We start from the raw sequence: 19,345 nt of genomic DNA on the forward strand, positions 1-19,345 counted from the left end.
TCGTTCGAGGAGCCCGCGTGAAGCCCAGCAACCCCGGCGTGCTGGTCGGCCTGGTGGTGGTGTTCGCGCTGATCACCTGGGGCCTGTTGCAGAAGACCTATTCGGTCCTCCCGACGGTGCCCTGGAGCGCGATCCCGACGCTGCTGCTGCTCGCGATCGGGGAGGGCTACACCGGCTGGCTGACCCGGGCCAGGATCCGCCGCAGGCCGGGCACGAAGCCGCCGGAGCCGCTCGCCGTCGCCCGGCTGGCCGCGCTGGCGAAGGCGACCGCGCACGCGAGTGCGGTGTTCGCCGGGGTGTTCGCGGGCTTCGTGTTCCACGTGCTGAACCTGCTCGACCTGCCCCAGCCGCGGCAGGACGCGTTCGTCGCGGGCGGCTCGTTCGCCTCGTGCGTCGTGCTGATCTGCGCGGCGCTCTTCCTCGAACACTGCTGCCGGGTGCCGGGCGAGCCGAAGGACCGCACCTAGGGATCCGCTACTTGTCGATGTCTCCGACGACGAAGAACATCGAGCCGAGGATGGCGATCATGTCGGCCACCAGGTTGCCCGGAAGGATCTCGCGCAGCACCTGGATGTTGTTGAACGACGCGCTGCGCAGCTTCAACCGCCACGGGGTCTTCTCGCCCCGGGACACCAGGTAGTAGCCGTTGATGCCGAGCGGGCTCTCGGTCCACGCGTACGTGTGGCCCTCGGGGGCCTTGAGGATCTTCGGCAGCCGCTGGTTGATCGGGCCGGGCGGGAGCTCCCGCAGGCGCTCCAGGCAGGCGTCCGCCAGGTCGAGGGAGACCTTGACCTGGTCGAGCAGCACCTGGAACCTGGCGTGGCAGTCGCCCGCGGTCCTGGTCACCACCTGGACGGGCAGCTCGCCGTACGCGAGGTAGGGCTCGTCCCTGCGCAGGTCGAAGTCCACGCCGGAGGCGCGGGCGATCGGCCCGCTGACGCCGTACTGCATGATCATCTCGGGGGAGAGGACGCCGACGCCCCTGGTCCGGGCGAGGAAGATCTCGTTGCCGGAGATGAGGTTCTCGATGTCGGGAAGGCGGCGGCGCACGTCGGCGACGGCGCGCGCGGTGCGGTCGAGCCAGCCGAGCGGCAGGTCCTCCTTGAGCCCGCCGACGCGGTTGAACATGTAGTGCATGCGGCCGCCGGAGATCTCCTCCATCACGTGCTGCAGCGTCTCGCGCTCGTGGAACGCGTAGAAGACCGGGGTGATCGCGCCGAGCTCCAGCGGATAGGACCCGAGGAACATCAGGTGGTTGAGCACCCGGTTGAGCTCGGCCAGCAGGGTGCGCGCCCAGACCGCGCGGCGCGGGACCTCCATGCCGAGCATCCGCTCGACCGCGATCACGACGCCCAGCTCGTTGGCGAACGCGGACAGCCAGTCGTGCCGGTTCGCCAGGACGATGATCTGGCGGTAGTCGCGCACCTCGAACAGCTTCTCGGCGCCCCGGTGCATGTAGCCGACGATGGGCTCGGCGGCGACGATGCGCTCGCCGTCCAGGGTGATCCGCAGTCGCAGCACGCCGTGCGTCGAGGGGTGCTGCGGGCCGATGTTGAGGACCATGTCCTCGGTGGCCAGCTCACGGGGCGCGACCGCTCCCGCGCCCGACCCGACGCCCACCACGCGTTCCTGGAACGCGCCCGCGGCCCGAGGCTCTCCTGTCATACGGCCCATGCTCCCACGCCTGGGCGCGGTTCAGGGTGCGCGGATCAGGAGGAAACGCCCGTTCCCTGGGCGGCAAGGGCGCGCAGCGCCTCGATGAGCCGGTCCACGTGCTCGTCCGTCGTGCCGATCCCGAACGACGCGCGTACGGCGCTGGCCGTGCCGTCCCCGCAGCCGCCGTCGGACGTCCCGAGCAGGTGGCGGACGAACGGGTGGGCGCAGAACTTGCCGTCCCGCACACCGATGCCGTGGTCGGCGGACAGGGCCTCGGCCACCTCGCGGGCGGTCAGGCCGTCCACGGTGAACGACACGATGCCGACCCTGGGGTGGTCCGGACCCCAGAGGGACAGCTCGTGCACGCCCTCGATGCCCGCGATGCCGGCGCGCAGCCGGGCCACCAGCCGCTCCTCCTCGCGTACCAGGGCGGTCCAGCCGGTCGCGGTCAGCGCGTCGCAGGCGGCGGCGAGGGCGACGGCGCCGAGCACGTTGGGGGTGCCGGCCTCGTGGCGCACCTCGGGGTCGTCGCTCCACAGCGTCTCCTCGCCGTCCACGCCGACGGAGGTGACCGCGCCCCCACCCAGCAGGTACGGCTTCGCCGCGGCGAGCCAGTCGGGCCGGCCGACCAGGGCCCCGGCGCCGAAGGGCGCGTAGAGCTTGTGCCCGGAGAACGCCACGTAGTCGAGGTCGAGCGCGGCCAGGTTGAGCCGCCGGTGCGGGACGAGCTGGGCGGCGTCCACGGCGATGCGGGCGCCGTGCCGGTGCGCGATGTGCGCCAGCCCGGCGATCGGCCACAGCTCGCCGGTCACGTTGGAGGCGGCGGTGACGACCAGCAGCGCGGGGCCCTCGATCCCGGCCAGCGTCTCGTCCACGGCCCTGATCGCCTCGCCGGGGAAGGCCGGGGGCGCGAGCCGTACCACGTCGGTCCAGGGCAGCAGCGAGGCGTGGTGCTCGGTGTCGAAGACGACGACCGTGGTCCCCTCGGGGAGGCAGCGGGCGAGCAGGTTCATCGCGTCGGTCGTGTTGCGGGTGAAGATCGCGGCGTCGTCGGTGCGGGCGCCGACGAAGGCCCGCACCGTGTGCCGTGCCCGCTCGTACCTCTCGGTGGTGAGCTGAGAGGCGTATCCGGCGCCGCGGTGCACGCTGGAGTAGGCCGGGAGCGCGGCGGCGACGGCGGCGCTCACCGGCTCGAGACACGGCGCGCTCGCCGCGTAGTCGAGGTTCGCGTACGGCACCAGCCGCCCGCCCTTGACCGGCACCTGGAGGTCGGCGCCGAGGACGGCGGGGATCGTCCGGGCCGGGGCGGCGGCGGGGACGGCGGGGAGCGACAGGACGGACAAGGACGGCCTCCTCGGGTCAGGGACCCCGGCCGTGGCGTCGATGGCGGAGCCCGCGCTTGTCCGGCGCGCCTCGCGCCGGACCTGGTCCTCACCCGGGGCACCCCGCCGCGGACGCGAGGGTTGCCGGCCAGCAAGCCGGGGCTTTGCGCTGGCACTCATGACCTGTGCGGCACTATAGCCCACCCTCTCCCTGGCGTCGCAAGCCGACGCTTGCCCGAAATGTGATGTCTGTGGCGGGGGTCCAGGTGATGCGACCAGGGAAAATGCTCCGTATGGTGGCTTTGTGAAGTTTGATCCTTGGAATCCCGAGTTCGTGGCCCACCCGTACGGCGTCTACTCCGACCTGCGGGAGAACGACCCGGTCAGCTTCTTCGAGCCGACCGGCCAGTGGCTGATCGCCCGCCACGCCGATGTCAACGCGCTGCTGCGCGACCGGCGGCTGGGCCGCTCCTACCTCCACGTGGCCTCCCATGAGGCGTTCGGCCGGGAACCCGAGCCGGAGTTCCAGGGACCCTTCTGGCGGGTGGTCCGGGCCGGCATGCTCGACGTCGAGCCGCCCGTCCACACCCGCCTGCGGCGTCTGGTGTCCAAGGCGTTCACGCCGCGGATGGTCGAGGCGCTGCGCCCCCGGGTCCGCAAGATCGCCAGAGAGCTCGTGGACGGGCTGGTCGAGCGCGGCGGCGGCGACCTGCTCGCCGAGGTGGCCGAGCCACTCCCGGTGACCGTGATCGCCGAGATGCTGGGCGTGCCCGAGGCCGACCGGCACCTGCTCCGGCCCTGGTCCGCCGACATCTGCGGCATGTACGAGCTCAACCCCTCGCTGGATGCCCAGCACACCGCCGTACGCGCGGCGGAGGAGTTCGCCGAGTACCTGCGCGAGCTGGCCAGGGCGCGCAAGGAGCAGCCGGGCGACGACCTGATCTCCGCGCTCGCCCAGGTCGTGGACGACGGTGACCGGCTGACCGAGGACGAGCTGATCGGCACCTGCGTGCTGCTGCTCAACGCCGGCCACGAGGCCACGGTGAACGTCACCGGCAACGGCTGGTGGTCCCTGTTCCGCAACCCCGGTGAGCTGGAGCGGCTGCGGAACGACCGGAGCCTGATGCCCACGGCGATCGAGGAACTGCTGCGCTGGGACACCCCGCTGCAGATGTTCGAGCGGTGGGTGCTCGAGGACATCGAGGTCGGCGGCGTCACCATCCCGCGGGGCGTGGAGATCGGGCTGCTCTTCGGCTCGGCCAACCGGGACCCCGAGGTCTTCCCCGACCCCGATCGGCTGGACGTCGGCCGGGTGGACAACCCGCACATCTCGTTCGGCGCGGGCATCCACTTCTGCCTGGGCGCCCCGCTGGCGCGGGTCGAACTGGTGGAATCCTTCTCGGCGCTGCTCGACACGGCGAAGACGATCGAGCTGGTCGAGGAGCCCGTCTGGAAGCCCGGCTACATCATCCGCGGCCTCGAGTCGCTCAAGGTCAGCGTGACTGGCTGAGCCAGCCGAACCTCCCGAGGCCGGCCGGGTCGATCAGCTCGGCCTCCTCGGAGGCGCGCCGCAGCGCCCGCAGGTAGCCGAGCGGATCGGTGTGCGCGAGCGTGAGCGGCGGCCGGGCTCCGGTGACGCCCAGCCGCCGCAGGGCCGCGCGCTGCGTGGTCAGCGTCGTCGCCCGCGCGCCCGACCGCTCTCCCGCCGCGGCGCACGCGTCCAGGGCGACGTGCGCCGTGATGTCGCACGACCCGTCCGGCACGGGACGCACCGCGGCGCCGTCGCGATAGCCCGCCAGGGTCCCGGTCGGCGGGCGGTCGTCCACAGGGTGTGCGTAATCCACCGCGACCGCGGTCCCGCGCGCGAGCCGTACGATCAGGGCCGCCCACGCCTCATCGCGGGGGCGGCCGATCTCGGCGCGGTCGCCCGCGGCCGCCAGCGGCCACCAGCGCGCGAGCCAGGTGAGGTCGGGCTCGTCCGGCGTGGGCCCGAGCCGCTCCTCGCCGGTCCGCGGATCCACCAGGACCAGGCGCGGCCCGTCCGGCGTCAGCTCCGCCACGTCCACCGGCACGTTGTCGAGCCACTCGTTGGCGAAGACCAGCCCGGTCACCCCGTCCGGTACGGCCGGCGCCCAGACCACGCGGCCGTCCAGGCCGTCGGGGCGCGGAGACAGGTCCACCGCGGTGACCCGCAGCCGCCCGGCCAGCTCGGGCGGGGCCAGCGCGAGCACGGACGCGGCGAGGGCGCCGTCCCCCGCGCCGACGTCGACCAGATCGAGCGCCGGAGGGCGCCCGAGGGCCTCGTCCACCTCGCCGAGCAGGCGCAGCACCGCCTCGGCGAACGCCGGCGACGCGTGAACCGAGGTGCGGAAGTGCCGGCCGGGCCGTTCCCGCATGTAGAAACCGCCGTCGCCGTACAGCGCCCGCCGCGTCGCCTCCCGCCAGGTGACCCACACGCCGACCGACGTTACCGCCGTACGAGCGGGGTATTAGACAGCGCCTGATCAGGGCAAGATCCGCGAGAGGCACGAGGCAAAGGAACCGCGAGGGGCGCGGCGGTGTCTGGACTGAGGAGCGAGTGGGGAGCGAGGGACGAGCGACTCCGAGCGACGAGGGAAGGCATCGCCTGTATGCACCCCGAGCCCGCGCGAGCGGAGCGAGCGCGAATAGACAGGGCGCGGCGGTGTCTGGACTGAGGGACGAGGCCCCGAGTGACGAGGGAAGACATCGCCTGAGGGCGCCCCGAGCCCGCGCGAGCGGAGCGAGCGCGATCAGACACCGTGGTCACGGCGGCGGGGCGATGCCCGCCGCCGTTACGCTGGGCTGGAGGGAGGCGTCATGGATACAGGTGACCGCCCCGGGCGGCTTGCCGTCGGGGTGCTCGGCGCTGGGCGCGTGGGCTCGGTCCTCGGGGCCGCGCTCGCCCAGGCGGGCCACAAGATCGTCGCGGCCAGCGGGGTCTCCGACTCTTCCAGGAGGCGCGCCGCGGAGCGGCTCGGCGTCGAGCTGAGCCGGCCCGAGGAGGTGCTCAGGCGCTCCGACCTGGTGCTGCTGACCGTACCGGACGACGTGCTGCCCGACCTGGTGTCCGGGCTGGCCGCGACCGGGGCCGACCTGCGCGGCAAGCTCCTCGTCCACGCCAGTGGCGCGTACGGCCTGGGCGTGCTCGATCCGGCGGCCGAGGCGGGGGCGCTGCCGCTGGCGCTGCACCCGGTCATGACGTTCACCGGCCGGGAGGACGACCTGACCCGGCTCACCGGCGCGTCCTTCGGCGTGACCGCCCCGGTGATGCTGCGGCCGGTGGCCGAGGCGCTCGTCATCGAGATGGGCGCGGAGCCGGTCTGGATCGCCGACCAGGATCGCGCGCTCTACCACGCCGCGATCGCGGGCGCGGCCAACCACATGGTCACGCTGATCGCCGAGTCGCAGGAACTGCTGTCGCGGATCGGTGTCGAGCATCCGGGCCGGATGCTGGGCCCGCTGCTCGGGGCCGCGCTGGACAACGTGCTGCGCCTCGGCATCACCGGGCTGACCGGCCCTGTCGTGCGCGGAGACGCGGGCACGGTGCGCAAACACGTGGACGCCTTGATCCTCGCGGCACCCGAGGCGGCGGACGCCTATGTCGCCCTCGCTAGGCTCACCGCCGACCGGGCACTCGCCGCCGGGCTGCTCAAGCCCGAGACGGCCGAGCGCCTCCTGGACGCGCTGGGAGGGAACATATGGACGTGATCGTCGCGGGCGACCGTGCTGAGCTCGCCAAGGCGAGGGAGGCCATCGGCCCCGGCCGGCTCGCGCTGGTCCCGACGATGGGGGCGCTGCACCTCGGCCACCGCTCGCTGATGAGGCTGGCCCACGAGCACGCCGAGCACGTGGTGGTGAGCATCTTCGTCAACCCCCTGCAGTTCGGCCCGTCCGAGGACTTCACCCGCTATCCGCGCACGCTGGAGGCCGACCTGGAGGTCTGCGCGGAGGAGGGCGTACGGGTGGTCTTCGCGCCGCCCGCCGATGAGATGTACCCCGAGGGCCACCAGGTGGGGGTGTCCGCCGGGGCGATGGGCGCCACGGTGGAGGGCGCGTTCCGGCCCGGCCATTTCGACGGGGTGCTGACCGTCGTGCTGAAGCTGTTCAACCTGGTCCAGCCCGATGTCGCGATCTTCGGGCAGAAGGACGCGCAGCAACTCGCCCTCATCCGGCGGATGGCCCGCGACCTCAACGTGCCGGTCGCGGTCGTCGGCGCGCCCACCGTACGCGAGGCGGACGGGCTGGCCCTGTCCAGCCGCAACCGCTACCTGTCGCACGCCGACCGGGGCACCGCCCTGCACCTGTCCCGCGCGCTGCGCGCCGGAGCCGCCCAGACGACCCCGTCCCGGGTGCTCGACGCGGCGCGGGCCGTGCTGGACGAGGCGGCGCGGCTTTCGCCTCCGCTGCTCCTGGACTACCTGGCGCTCGTGGACCCGGAGACGTTCGCCCCCGTCGGCGGCGAGCACCGCGGCGAGGCGATCCTGGCCGTGGCGGCCAAGGTGGGGGTCACCCGGCTGATCGACAATTTCACCGTTCACCTCTCCTGAGCTGGGAGGTCCCCTGCCTTTGCGGTTTGGAGGGGGGCCCGTGGGGCCGCGTATCCTTGGGGCGTTATCGTCATCTTGACGAAAGGGGAACCCCCGATGGTGGCGATTCCGAGAAGGCTCACCGCACCCGCCCCCGGCTGGACCGTCCACGCCGACGTCGTCGTGATCGGCTCCGGCATCGCCGGGCTGACCCTGGCGCTCCGCTACACCGAGCTCTCCCCTGAGGGGAAGGTGCTGGTCGTCACCAAGGACACGCTGTCGGCCGGCTCGACTCGCTGGGCCCAGGGCGGCATCGCCGCCGTGCTCGACCCCGAGGACACCCCCGGCGAGCACCTCAGGGACACGCTCGTCGCCGGCGTCGGCCTCTGCGACGAGGAGGCCGTGCGCGTCCTCGTCACCGAGGGGCCGGACGCGCTGCGCCGGCTGATGGACCGCGGGGCCCGCTTCGACCGCGACGCGCGCGGCGAACTGCAGCTCACCCGCGAGGGCGGCCACCGGCGCAACCGGATCGTCCACGCGGGCGGCGACGCCACCGGCGCGGAGGTGCAGCGGGCCCTCGTCGCGGCGGCCGCGGCGGAGCCCCGCATCGAGGTCATCGAGCACGCCCTCGCGCTCGACCTGCTCAAGGACGGCGACGGCCGGGCCTGCGGCGTGACCCTGCACGTCATGGGCGAGGGCGCCCGGGACGGCGTCGGCGCGGCGCGGGCGAATGCCGTGGTGCTGGCAAGCGGCGGCATGGGCCAGGTCTACGCCTCCACCACCAACCCGGTCGTGTCCACCGGCGACGGCGTCGCCCTCGCGTTGCGCGCCGGCGCCGTCGTCAGGGACATCGAGTTCGTCCAGTTCCACCCCACGGTCCTGTGGCTCGGCGAGGACTCCACCGGCCAGCAGCCCCTCGTCTCCGAGGCCGTACGCGGCGAGGGCGCGGTGCTGATCGACGCGGACGGCGAGCGCTTCATGCGCGGCGTCCACGAGCTGGCGGACCTCGCGCCGCGGGACGTCGTGGCCAAGGCCATCACGCGGAAGATGCGGGAGACCGGCGCGGACCACGTCCACCTCGACGCGCGGCACTTCGGCGAGGAGAAGTGGCGGGCGCGCTTCCCCACGATCCTCGCCGTGTGCCGCGAGCACGGCATCGACCCGGTGACCGAGCCGATCCCGGTCGCCCCCGCTGCCCATTACGCGAGCGGCGGCGTACGCACCGACCTGCGCGGCCGTACCACCGTCCCCGGCCTGTACGCCTGCGGAGAGGTCGCCTGCACCGGCGTCCACGGGGCCAACCGCCTCGCGTCCAACTCGCTCCTCGAAGGGCTGGTCTTCGCGGAGCGGATCGCCCGCGACCTGGTGGCGACGCCGGCGGAGCCGGGCGAGCCGGTCGACGACGGACGCCCCGAGGGGCTGGTCGACCCGCGCACCCGGCCCAGGATCCAGAACCACATGAGCCGCGGCGCGGGCGTGCTGCGCAGCGAGCGGAGCCTGATCGACGTGTCCCGGGCGCTGTCGGGGGCCCTGTGGACCCCGGTCGCGGTCGAGCCGTGCACCGAGTCGTGGGAGGCCACGAACCTGCTCACGGTGGCGTGCGCCCTGACCGGCGCCGCCGCCGAGCGGCGCGAGACGCGCGGATCGCACTGGCGCGAGGACCACCCCGCGCGCGACGACCGGCGCTGGCGGTCGCACATCGACGTCACCCTGGAAGAGGAAGGACTGTTCATGCGGCACGCGGCCCACGAGGAGCGGCCCGGCCACCGGCCGGCGGAGCTCCCGGAAGAGCTGTCCACCGAGCTCGCCGCGCTCGGTGTCGATGCGGCGCGCCTGCTCGCGCTGGTGAACGAGGCCCTCACCGAGGACCTGGCCGGCCTGCGGGACGTCACCTCGGCCGCCACGATCCCCGCCGACCAGACCGCCGTCGCGGACGTGGTCGCCCGCGCGGACGGCGTGGTGGCGGGTCTGGCCGTCATGGAGGCGGTGTTCCGGCAGGCCCCCGGCGGGGTGACCGTCGAGCGGCGTGCCAAGGACGGCGACCGGGTGGCCCGCGGCGACGTCCTGATGACCGTGCGCGGCCTGACGACGGACCTGCTGACGCTCGAACGCACCGCGCTGAACTTCCTCACCCACCTCTCCGGCATCGCCACGGTGACGCGGCGGTGGGTGGACGCCGTCGCGGGCACGAAGGCGCGGATCCGCGACAGCCGCAAGACGCTGCCCGGCCTGCGCGCGCTGGAGAAGTACGCCGTGCGCTGCGGCGGCGGCGTCAACCATCGCATGGGGCTGCACGACGCCGCGCTGATCAAGGACAACCACGTCGTCGCGGCGGGTGGGGTCGCCGAGGCCTTCCGCGCCGTACGGCGGGCCTACCCCGACCTGCCGATCGAGGTGGAGGTGGACCGCATCGACCAGATCGAGCCGGTGCTGGCGGAGGGCGCCGAGGAGATCCTGCTCGACAACTTCACCGTGGAGCAGCTGGCCGAGGCCGTACGCCTGGTGGACGGCCGGGCGCGGCTGGAGTCGAGCGGCGGCCTGACCCTGGACACCGCGGCCGCCGTCGCGGCGACCGGGGTGGACTATCTCGCCGTGGGCGGGCTGACGCATTCGGCGCCGGCGCTGGACATCGCCCTCGACCTGCGTGAGGCGGACCGGCCCGGTGCCCTCTGAACGTGACCGTGGTGAGGGATTGATCGACAGAGTGCATAATCGGGGCATGCTCCTCACCATCGATGTCAGCAACACCCATACGGTGCTTGGCCTGTTCGAGGGTGAAGAGGTCATCGAACACTGGCGGATCGCCACCGACCCCCGGCGCACCGCGGACGAGATCGCCGTGGTCCTGCAGGGCCTGCTCAACCAGTCGCCGCTGCTCAAGGACGCCGACATCAGCGGCATCGCGATCTGCTCCACCGTGCCGTCGGTGTTGAACGAGATGCGCGACATGTCCCGGCGCTACTTCGGTGACGTCAACGCCGTCGTCGTCGAGCCCGGTGTCCGGACCGGCGTGCCGGTCCGGATGGACAACCCCAAGGAGGTCGGCAGCGACCGCATCGTCAACGCGCTGGCCGCCACCACGCTGTACGGCGGGCCGTGCGTGATCGTCGACTTCGGCACGGCGACGTCGTTCGACGCGGTCTCCGCGCGCGGCGAGTACATCGGCGCGGTGACCGCTCCCGGCGTGGAGATCTCCGTGGACGCCCTCGCGTCGGCCGGGGCCCAACTGCACAAGGTCGAACTGATCCGACCCCGCTCGGTCATCGCCAAGAACGCGGTGGAGGCGCTCCAGTCCGGCATCGTGTACGGCTTCGCCGGACTGGTGGACGGCATCGTCGAGCGGATAGCGGCGGAGCTGGCCGACGACCGCGAGGACGTCACAGTGGTCGCCACGGGCACCGGGGCGCCCCTCGTGGTCAGCGAGGCGCGCACGATCGACGTCCACGAGCCGTGGCTGACGCTGATCGGCCTTCGGCTGATCTACGCCCGCAACACCGGCTGAGCGACGAGCCGGGGATAGATCAGCCGCCGGAGGGCGTGATCGATGACCTCTTCGGTGGACATCTCGGGCAGTCGGCGCATGACGTCGGCGAGCAGTTCGTCGTCTACATCGATCGACATTCGTATCACGTGCCCGACTTTATAACGTTCGTCACTTAGTGCGCATAGGTTTTCGCGAAGCGTAGCCGTACCGGATCGGGGCGGGGGCGCGGTCGCTAGCCTTTTGACTGTGAGCGACCTCAACGGGGTGCCCGAGCAGATGCGGGTCCGGAGAGAGAAGCTGGACCGGCTGCGGGCCGAGGGCATCGATCCCTACCCGGTGAACTTCCCGCGCACCGCCACCGTCGCCGAGGTCCGGGAGAAGTACGGCGATCTCGGGCCGGGCGCCGCGACGGGTGACCGGGTGGGCGTCGCGGGCCGGGTGATGTTGTCGCGGGACGCCGGCAAGCTCTGCTTCGCCACGATTCGGGACGGCTCGGGCGACCTGCAGATCATGTTGTCGCTCGACCGGCTCGGCGAGGAGTCGCTCGCCGCCTGGAAGCGCGACGTCGATCTCGGCGATCACATCGGCGTCGAGGGCGAGGTGGTCGCCTCGCGCAGGGGCGAGCTGTCCGTCATGGCGGAGCGCTGGCAGATCACCGCCAAGTGTCTGCGCCCGCTGCCGGAGAAGCACGCCGGGCTCACCGACCCCGAGTCGCGGGTCCGCCTCCGCTATGTGGACCTGATCGTGAACGACGAGGCCCGGCGGATGGCCCGGCTCCGCAGCGCCACCGTGCGGGCCGTCCGCGACTTCTGGCACGACGAGGGCTACCTCGAAGTCGAGACGCCGATGCTGCAGCCGATCCACGGCGGCGCGGCGGCCCGGCCGTTCCGCACGCACATCAACGCGTACGGCATGGACCTCTACCTGCGCATCGCGATCGAGCTCTACCTCAAGCGGCTGGTGGTCGGCGGCCTGGAGAAGGTCTTCGAGGTCAACCGGAACTTCCGGAACGAGGGCGTGGACGCCACCCACAATCCTGAGTTCACCATGCTGGAGGCGTACGGGACGTACCTCGACTACAACGACATGGCGGACCTGACCGGGAGGATGTACCAGCAGGCGGCCGTGGCCGCGTTGGGCACGACGGTCGTCGTCCACGACGGCGAGGAGGTCGACCTGGGGCTGCCCGAGTGGCCGCGCACGACGCTGTACGGCGCGGTGTCGGACGCCCTGGGCGAGGAGGTGACCCCGCGCACTCCGCTGAAACAGATACGGAAATATGCGGATCGGCGGCGGGTCGACTGGGACTCCGGCTGGGGGCAGGGCAAGCTCGTTCAGGAGATCTTCGAGAAGCTCGTGGAGCACACCCTGATCCAGCCGACGTTCGTCATGGACTACCCCCTGGAGACCTCGCCGCTCACCCGCCCACATCGGGACGATCCGCTCCTCGCCGAGAAGTGGGACCTCATCGGGTTCGGCACCGAGCTGGGCACCGCGTACTCGGAACTGGTCGATCCGGTCGAGCAGCGCCGCCGCCTCACCGAGCAGTCCCTCCTCGCGGCCGGCGGCGACCCGGAGGCCATGCGGCTCGACGAGGACTTCCTGCGGGCCCTGGAGTACGGCATGCCGCCCACGGGCGGGGTGGGCGTGGGGATCGATCGCATGATCATGGCCTTCACCGGGAGGAGCATCCGCGAGACGATCCTGTTCCCCCTGGTCAGGCCATCCCGCTGACCGTGGGTGTTGTTACATGATCTTGGGAGACTTACTCTCTTTTGGGAAGAAGCTCCCCTAAAAGCGGGCAACATCTCTCAAGGAGTGCGAATGGCCACGAAGCCGGACGCGCGGCGGCGCGTGGAGGCCGGGCAGTGCGACGCCTATGACCCGTCCTGCCCCTCGCGGCCGCTGCTCGACCGCCTCGCCGACAAGTGGGTCGTCCTCCTGCTGAGCGCCCTGGCCGACGGACCCCTGCGCTACAGCGATCTGGCCCGGATCGTCGGCGGCGTGAGCCAGAAGATGCTCACCCAGACGCTGCGCGTGATGGAGCGCGACGGACTGGTGTCCCGCCGGGTCACCCCGTCGGTGCCCGTACGCGTCGACTACGGGCTGACCCCGCTCGGCTGGACCCTCATGCCACTCATGTATGCGGTGAAAGAGTGGTCCGAGGTCCATGTGGAAGAGGTCGAGGCGGCCCGCGCCACCTATGAGGCCGATCTGTGAGTCCTTTCGGTCCCGCTCCCGCACGGCGTTTCCGTGCATGCCGGGAAATGCGGGATAAAGGCGGTGCCTAAACCATGGCGACCGTCTGCTATGCCGTACGGACTGTCAATGACCAATGAGGGTCCGAACTTGACGATTTTTGAACAAAGTGTTTACCTTCCGAGGGCAAGCCGATATTTGATCCTTGTGGGGGAGGGCTGACGATGCCGCTTTCCGATGTGGTTTCCCGCGGCGAGAGCCCCGCGTCGGAATGCGAACGCGCCGGTCTCAGCGACGACGACCTCAAGCTGCTGGCCGAGCTGGCCAAGGGCGGCACCGTGGACAAGGTGGGCCGCCGCCTCGACGTGAGCGGGCGCACCGTGCGGCGGCGGCTGCGGGGCATCTGCGATCGGCTCGGCGTCGCGACCGCCATCGAGGCGGTCGCGTGGGCGGCCAGGCGCCGCCTGATCTGACCCCCGGACCCCGGAAACGCGTCAGCCCCTGATCCTCTGCTCGATCAGGGGCTGATACGTGAGCGCGCGCCGCGGTCGGTTCGGCCCGCTCCGGTCCGCTCTAGTCCGCGATCCGTACGGCGCCGACGATGGGCCGGTTGGCCAGGGAGGCGATCCGCACCACGTCGCCCGTGCGCGGCGCGTGCACCATGTAGCCGCCGCCGATGTAGATGCCCACGTGGTGCAGGTCCTGGTAGAAGAAGACCAGGTCACCGGGGCGCATGTCCTTGACGGGGACGTGCGTGCCCGCCGACCACTGCGAGCCGGTGTAGTGGGGGAGGCTGATGCCGACCCTCTGGTAGGCCGCCATGACCAGTCCGGAGCAGTCGAAGGAGTTCGGGCCGTCGGCGCCCCACACATACGGCTTGAGCTGCTGTGTGAGGGCCCAGCGCGCCGCCTCGGCGGCCTTGCCGTCGCCGATGATGGGGAAGGCCAGCCGCTTGGCGGAGTTGCCCCTGCCGACGCTCCCCGCGACCCTGCTGTAGAGGTTGCTCTCGGACTTCTTGATCAGTTTGCGGATCTTGTCCGTCTGCCCGGCGAGGCCGGCGAGCAGGTCCTTCACTTCCTTCTGCCGCGCCTTGGCGCTGGTCCTGGCCCGCTCGGCCGCCTCCATCGCCTTGGCGACCTGGGCGACCTCCTCGCCCTGCTGCATCTGGAGCGCGTACGTCGTGGACGCCCGGTCGAGGTAGGACTCCGGGTCGTCGGAGCCGAACAGCGCCAACGCGGAGCCGAGGCCGCCGGTCATGTAGGAGTTCTGGGCGAGCAGGCTGGCTGTCCTGCGCCGGGTCTCCAGCTCTGCCTCGCTCTTCGCCAGGGTCTTCTGCGCGAGGTCGGCGGACCGCTGGGCATCCTTGAGCTTGACCCGGGCGCCGTTGTACTGCTCGGTGACGGTCTCGATCTCGTCGTAGAGCCGCTCGACCTCGGCGGTCAACTCCTTGAGGCTGGGCTCGGGGTCGGCCGTCGCGGACACCGCGGGGACGCCGAAGGTCATCGCGATGAGGGCGACGCCGAGGATCGCGGCCCTGCGGATCGGGCCGCCGGTGGAAGACCGGGGGCGGCGCCGTCGCCCGCGGGCGTGCCTGCCCGCTGATCGTCCTCCAGAGATGCGCACCAAAGCTCCTCTCCTACGCGTGCCCGGCAGGGGGATTCCGCGCCGCGTGGCTCCCGGAGGCGACGGCTGCGTCTGCATGGCACTCTGGCCGCCTACCGGGTTAGCTGTCGGGTTCGGGCCGGAGCAGCCCTACCTTTCGGATTCACCCCGTGACGACCCGGGTGCGACCCCGGATCTTCGCAGTTGGTTCCCCGGCTCCCTCGGCATGGGCGCCTGGGGATTCGGCGGTCCGGCCGTCGCGCCTTTCACGATGACCGGCATCGTCGGTGGACACTAGTGCACCCGGGGTTCCTGCTCAACCAGAACTCCGGATTCCGTCTAGGTTCCACAACCGAACGATCACGGTCGGGTCACATGTGATAGAGAGACGGAACGGCCGTTACCCTGCGTTGACCAGGTCGGCGGCGTCTTCCCGGCAGGTCACCGCGCTCCCCGTCTTCCCTAAAGGGGAAATTTCCGGAACGCGGATCGCGGGAGAGCGGAACGTGCGCGAACGGATACGCGTTGTGAGGTGATCCGGAAGTCTCCGGAGTTTGGGCATGACCGTTACTCCGCCTCCTGCACGAGGGCCCTCTCTGCGCGCTCGTGTCGCCCGCTCGCCGACTAGGCTGGCCGTTCATGGAGCAGGTTGCGGGCCGGCCCTCGGAAGCCGAGAGCGGCCAACGCGCGCCCCGGGACGTACGGGTGCGCCGGGCCAGGACCCCCGACGTCCGTGCCATCCGCCGTCTCGTCGACGAATACTCCGGCGTCGGGCCGCGGCTGCTGAAGAAGACCACGGTCACCCTCTACGAGGACGTCCAGGAGTTCTGGGTGGCCGAGCTCGACGGCATGGTGGTCGGCTGCGGGGCGCTGCACGTGCTCTGGGAGGACCTGGCCGAGATCCGCACGGTGGCGGTCGATCCCGGTGTGCGCGGCATGGGCGTGGGCCACCGGATTGTCTCCGCGCTCATCGACGCGGCCCGCGAGCTGGGCGTGCGCCGGGTCTTCTGCCTGACCTTCGAGGTCGCCTTCTTCGGAAGGCACGGATTCGTGCCCGTCCACGGGACACCGGTGTCCCCGGAGGTGTACGCCGAGCTTCTCGCTTCCTATGACGAGGGGGTGGCCGAGTTCCTCGATCTCGAGCACGTCAAGCCCAACACATTGGGCAATACGCGCATGTTGCTGCATCTCCACCCACGATGCTGACCATTGTGGTGACCGACGGGAAAGGTGACTGTTGACATTCCTGTCGCTACTTTGGCCATATCGGCATGCGCATGACGATTGTGCATGCGAACCCGAAACGAGGTGAAACGGTGAGCTCCGGACAGCCGCCGTACCCCCACGACGCGCCGGACGGCACCCCACCGCCGCCTTCGGACCGTGAGCAGGGTACGGGCAACCCCAGCCAGCAGTACGACCCTGACGTCACGGTCGTCACCTATCGCAACCAGTCCCAGAACCCCTCCCAGCCGACCGGGCCGCAGCAGGCCTACGGGTATGGCCAGCAGCACGACCAGCAGGCATACGGCCAGCCGCAGGGCGGCTACGGCCAGCAGCAGCCCCAGCAGGGCTACGGTCAGCAGCAGCCGTACAGCACGGGTGCCTTCGGCCAGTCCGCGCCCTACGGTCAGCAGCCCCAGCAGGGCTACGGCCAGCAGCAGCAGCCGCCGCAGCAGTACGGTCAGCAGCCGCCGCAGCAGTACGGTCAGCAGCCGCAGCAGGGCTACGGCCAGCAGCCCCAGGGCTATGGTCAGTCCGACTACGGCCAGCAGCAGGGGTACGGGCAGCAGGGGTACGGCCAGCAGCCCGGTACCGGCGCCTTCGGCCAGCCCCAGGGGTACGGTCAGCAGCCCGGCTACCCGCAGCAGGCCCAGCCCGGCTACGGGCAGGAGCAGCAGTCGTACGGCCAGCAGCAGCCGCAGCAGGGCTACGGCCAGCAGCCCCAGCAGGGCTATGGTCAGTCCGACTACGGCCAGCAGCAGGGGTATGGGCAGCAGGGCTATGCCCAGCAGCCCGACTACGGCCAGCAGGCGTACGGCCAGCAGGGCTACGCTCAGCCCTATCCCCAGCAGGGGTACGGCCAGCCCGGTTATGGCCAGCCGTACGGCGCGCCGGCCGGTGCGGTCCCGACCGGAGCCCCCGCCCCGCTCGCCGAGTGGTGGCAGCGCCTCGTGGCCCGCATCATCGACGGCGTGATCATCGGCATCCCGTACTTCATCATCTCGCTGGTGCTCACGGGGATTCTCGTCACCGCACCCAGCTTTGACCCGGAGACGGGCGTCCTCACCGCCGGAGGCGGCGTCTTCCTGGCGGGCCTGCTCATCACGCTCCTCTCCGCCGCGGTGATGAGCGGATATGAGTTCCTGCTGCTCAAGCAGCGCGGGCAGACCGTCGGCAAGATCGTCATGGGCATCAAGGTCGTTCCCGTCGGCGGCACTCTCCCGCCCGGCGGCCTCCCGGCGGACGTGGCCGTCAAGCGCGCCGGCGTCCTTTACGGACCGCAGTTCCTCAGGTGGATCCCGATCGTCGGCTGGATCCTGAGCATCTTCTCCCTGGTCAACGTCCTCTGGCAGCTCTGGGACCGGCCGTTGCAGCAGGCGCTGCACGACAAGGCGGCCGGCACCGTGGTCGTAAAGATCAAGTAGCAGCCGAAGCCGGGAAACTCCGGGAAAACGGGACCGATGGAACGGGCCATCGGTCCCGTTTTCTTAGGGGCGCGGCAGGGATCGGAAGTGTGTCGAAAAGGCGGCGGAAAAGCGGTAACAGTCGGGATCGGTGGTGCGATGCTTGGGGCACGCACGTCCTCACACTGAGAGGTGAACCCAATGACCGCGGAACCGCCCCCCGGCCAGAACCCCTACGGTTCGGCTCCGCCGCCTCCGCCGCCCGGCTCCTATCCTCCGCCGGGCCCTTATGGGGCTCCGCAGGGCGCATATGGGGCGGCGCCGGGCGCGCCCCTTCCGCCGGGCGTTCCGGCCCCGCTCGCCGAATGGTGGGAACGGTTGGTCGCGCGAATCATCGACACGGTCGTCTTCGGAGTCGTGTACCTGATTCTCACCACCATCCTGGTGTTCGGGGGCGGCGGCTCCTTTCTCAGCGGCTTCATCCCCGCTCTGATCGCCTATGGTGCGTACACGGCCTACGATTACGTGCTGCACTCGAAGGACGGCCAGACGATCGGAAAGAAGATCATGAAGATCCGGGTGGCCGCCCTCGGGGGCGCGCCGCTGGATTCCTCGGTCGTGATGAGGCGCTCGGTGCTCTATCCGGGTGTCCTCGTGCTCTACGGCATTCCGGTCGTCGGTCTCCTGGGCAGCCTTTTCGCCTTGGCGACCGGTGTGTTCATCCTCGTCGACAAGCCCCTGAGCCAGGGGCTGCACGACAAGGTCGCCGGAACCGTGGTGGTGAAGGCGGCTCGTTGATCTCCGGAACAACTTGACCGGCGTCCGGTCAAAACAGTGGGGCGGGCCCGTGGTGGACCGCCCCACTTGTCATTCATGGGTACGATTTCTATGCATCCGGTAAGGCGGCTGGAGAGACATGGATTCGCTCCGTCAGGACTGCCGCCCCCCTGGGACGCACCTGGCGTCACGTGGGGCTATCGTCAGGTCAGGGACCTCGCGAGGGCCGCGAGCGGCGCCTCGCCTCAAGGTCCCGAAAATCCTGGGTGCCGAGAAAGACACCCCCGGCACGAGCGAGGACGAATGACAGAGGTATTGTCCGCCTTGATACCCGTCGTAGTTGTCGGCGGAGCGGTCGTCTACGGCGTGGTTAAGTTGGTGCGTTCCGAGGCGGCCGGTCTTCGTACCGGATCGGAACGACGTGACAAGGACAACACGAGTTCCTGAGGGCGAGCTGAAAGTTGAATTGTCAGCTGCCCGAAGCGGGTATATGTTTGGCTGACGAATCAAGAATGCTCTGCGAAAGGATTGCCGTATGGCCAAGCATACGCAGGTGATTCTCATCGACGATCTCGATGGCGGCGAGGCCAATGAGACGGTCACCTTCGCGCTTGATGGCAAGGCTTATGAGATTGATCTCAGCGATGGGAACGCAAAGAAGCTACGTGAGGCGCTGTCGCCTTTCGTCAAGGGAGCGCGGCACGCCGAGCCGACTCCTGTCCGTGGTCGTCGTCGTGGTGTCGCGGGTGGCGCCCAGCGTGCGATGAGCCGGGAGAAGAGCGCGGAGATCCGCGCTTGGGCGAAGGCGCACGGTCACCCGGTCAGCGAGCGTGGACGCATTGCCGCCTCGATCGTCGAGGCGTACGACGCCGCCCACTGAGGGGGCTATTGATCGTGCGGTCTAACCGGACGTCGGATGTTACGACGTTCGGTTCGACCGCACGATTCTGTTTGTACTTCCCTAAACCTCGTTCGCTTGCGGCGTATCGGGAACACCTCACCCCCGGCAGGTAGTTGGATGAAGGGTGAACGCCCTGCTCTCGGGGAACGTCCTCTCTGATAGGAGCGGTTGCCGGGTCGGGGCTACCATGCGGAAGGACGGGGCCGGATATGCCGGGTCCGCCTGACCGC

At 70.6% G+C, this 19,345-nt stretch carries 18 protein-coding genes and 2 riboswitches; of the genes, 13 read left to right on the forward strand and 5 right to left on the reverse strand.

What is annotated here, in order from left to right; translation table 11 throughout:
* The first annotated feature begins 17 nt into the window (after positions 1 to 17).
* Entirely contained in the window at positions 18 to 467 is a 450-nt protein-coding gene (locus tag AWQ68_RS28345; RefSeq protein ID WP_066945735.1) for a DUF3180 domain-containing protein, read from the forward strand.
* A 7-nt stretch (positions 468 to 474) separates the two neighbouring features.
* Here AWQ68_RS28345 and AWQ68_RS28350 read toward each other — a convergent pair whose 3' ends face one another.
* Positions 475 to 1,665, reverse strand: coding sequence for an NADH-quinone oxidoreductase subunit D (locus AWQ68_RS28350; protein ID WP_066945739.1), 1,191 nt, complete (start codon positions 1,663 to 1,665; stop codon positions 475 to 477).
* 44 nt (positions 1,666 to 1,709) lie between these two features.
* A complete protein-coding gene (locus AWQ68_RS28355; protein ID WP_066945741.1) occupies positions 1,710 to 2,999 on the reverse strand; it encodes an aminotransferase class V-fold PLP-dependent enzyme in 1,290 nt (429 codons plus the stop codon).
* Between the two features lie 47 nt (positions 3,000 to 3,046).
* Positions 3,047 to 3,162: riboswitch (SAM riboswitch) on the reverse strand.
* 120 nt (positions 3,163 to 3,282) lie between these two features.
* On the opposite strand from AWQ68_RS28355, the gene AWQ68_RS28360 reads away from it, so the two are divergent.
* Positions 3,283 to 4,488 carry a cytochrome P450 gene (locus AWQ68_RS28360; protein ID WP_066945744.1) on the forward strand — a complete coding sequence of 402 codons (1,206 nt, stop codon included), beginning with the start codon at positions 3,283 to 3,285 and terminating at the stop codon, positions 4,486 to 4,488.
* Here the strand turns inward: AWQ68_RS28360 and AWQ68_RS28365 are convergent.
* Entirely contained in the window at positions 4,472 to 5,434 is a 963-nt protein-coding gene (locus AWQ68_RS28365) for an SAM-dependent methyltransferase (protein WP_066945747.1), read from the reverse strand. The two genes, AWQ68_RS28360 and AWQ68_RS28365, sit on opposite strands and share 17 nt — an antisense overlap.
* Positions 5,435 to 5,816: 382 nt before the next feature.
* Here AWQ68_RS28365 and AWQ68_RS28370 point away from each other — a divergent pair, with 382 nt between their 5' ends.
* The 4 genes from AWQ68_RS28370 (at position 5,817) to AWQ68_RS28385 (ending at position 11,027) form a co-directional block, all read left to right on the forward strand.
* Positions 5,817 to 6,707 carry a Rossmann-like and DUF2520 domain-containing protein gene (locus tag AWQ68_RS28370; RefSeq protein WP_066945750.1) on the forward strand — a complete coding sequence of 297 codons (891 nt, stop codon included), beginning with the start codon at positions 5,817 to 5,819 and terminating at the stop codon, positions 6,705 to 6,707.
* Entirely contained in the window at positions 6,698 to 7,546 is an 849-nt protein-coding gene (gene panC / locus AWQ68_RS28375; protein WP_066945753.1) for a pantoate--beta-alanine ligase, read from the forward strand. Before AWQ68_RS28370 ends, panC begins: the two co-directional genes overlap by 10 nt.
* A gap of 96 nt (positions 7,547 to 7,642) precedes the next feature.
* Positions 7,643 to 10,198 (forward strand): L-aspartate oxidase, encoded by a 2,556-nt coding sequence (locus AWQ68_RS28380; protein ID WP_066945756.1) that lies wholly within the window; start codon positions 7,643 to 7,645, stop codon positions 10,196 to 10,198.
* A gap of 46 nt (positions 10,199 to 10,244) precedes the next feature.
* Positions 10,245 to 11,027, forward strand: coding sequence for a type III pantothenate kinase (locus tag AWQ68_RS28385; RefSeq protein WP_066945758.1), 783 nt, complete (start codon positions 10,245 to 10,247; stop codon positions 11,025 to 11,027).
* On the opposite strand, the gene AWQ68_RS43745 is transcribed toward AWQ68_RS28385, so the two are convergent.
* Positions 11,006 to 11,146 carry a type II toxin-antitoxin system VapB family antitoxin gene (locus AWQ68_RS43745; protein WP_169809005.1) on the reverse strand — a complete coding sequence of 47 codons (141 nt, stop codon included), beginning with the start codon at positions 11,144 to 11,146 and terminating at the stop codon, positions 11,006 to 11,008. The two genes, AWQ68_RS28385 and AWQ68_RS43745, sit on opposite strands and share 22 nt — an antisense overlap.
* A 109-nt stretch (positions 11,147 to 11,255) precedes the next feature.
* On the opposite strand from AWQ68_RS43745, the gene lysX reads away from it, so the two are divergent.
* From lysX to AWQ68_RS28400, 3 genes are all read left to right on the forward strand, one after another.
* Positions 11,256 to 12,743 carry a bifunctional lysylphosphatidylglycerol synthetase/lysine--tRNA ligase LysX gene (gene lysX, locus AWQ68_RS28390; RefSeq protein WP_373281549.1) on the forward strand — a complete coding sequence of 496 codons (1,488 nt, stop codon included), beginning with the start codon at positions 11,256 to 11,258 and terminating at the stop codon, positions 12,741 to 12,743.
* A gap of 90 nt (positions 12,744 to 12,833) precedes the next feature.
* Complete coding sequence (locus AWQ68_RS28395) at positions 12,834 to 13,229, forward strand: winged helix-turn-helix transcriptional regulator (RefSeq protein ID WP_066945761.1); 396 nt, start codon at positions 12,834 to 12,836, stop codon at positions 13,227 to 13,229.
* A gap of 203 nt (positions 13,230 to 13,432) precedes the next feature.
* Positions 13,433 to 13,681, forward strand: coding sequence for a LuxR C-terminal-related transcriptional regulator (locus AWQ68_RS28400; RefSeq protein WP_066945764.1), 249 nt, complete (start codon positions 13,433 to 13,435; stop codon positions 13,679 to 13,681).
* A 100-nt stretch (positions 13,682 to 13,781) separates the two neighbouring features.
* Here the strand turns inward: AWQ68_RS28400 and AWQ68_RS45825 are convergent, their stop codons facing one another.
* Positions 13,782 to 14,831, reverse strand: coding sequence for a C40 family peptidase (locus AWQ68_RS45825; RefSeq protein WP_281217758.1), 1,050 nt, complete (start codon positions 14,829 to 14,831; stop codon positions 13,782 to 13,784).
* Positions 14,832 to 14,906: 75 nt separating this feature from the next.
* Positions 14,907 to 15,053, reverse strand: a riboswitch (cyclic di-AMP (ydaO/yuaA leader).
* A 396-nt stretch (positions 15,054 to 15,449) separates the two neighbouring features.
* Between AWQ68_RS45825 and AWQ68_RS28410 the strand changes: the two genes are divergently transcribed.
* The 4 genes from AWQ68_RS28410 (at position 15,450) to AWQ68_RS28425 (ending at position 19,094) form a co-directional block, all read left to right on the forward strand.
* Entirely contained in the window at positions 15,450 to 16,016 is a 567-nt protein-coding gene (locus AWQ68_RS28410) for an amino-acid N-acetyltransferase (RefSeq protein WP_066945767.1), read from the forward strand.
* A 110-nt stretch (positions 16,017 to 16,126) separates the two neighbouring features.
* Positions 16,127 to 17,458: an RDD family protein gene (locus AWQ68_RS28415; protein ID WP_066945770.1), complete on the forward strand. Its 1,332-nt coding sequence runs from the start codon at positions 16,127 to 16,129 to the stop codon at positions 17,456 to 17,458.
* A 180-nt stretch (positions 17,459 to 17,638) separates the two neighbouring features.
* Complete coding sequence (locus AWQ68_RS28420; RefSeq protein WP_084464489.1) at positions 17,639 to 18,235, forward strand: RDD family protein; 597 nt, start codon at positions 17,639 to 17,641, stop codon at positions 18,233 to 18,235.
* Between the two features lie 514 nt (positions 18,236 to 18,749).
* A complete protein-coding gene (locus AWQ68_RS28425) occupies positions 18,750 to 19,094 on the forward strand; it encodes a histone-like nucleoid-structuring protein Lsr2 (RefSeq protein WP_066945776.1) in 345 nt (114 codons plus the stop codon).
* The last annotated feature ends 251 nt before the right edge of the window (positions 19,095 to 19,345 follow it).

The organism is Microtetraspora fusca (assembly GCF_001570365.1).
In the GTDB taxonomy this organism is placed as follows: Bacteria; Actinomycetota; Actinomycetes; order Streptosporangiales; family Streptosporangiaceae; genus Microtetraspora; species Microtetraspora fusca.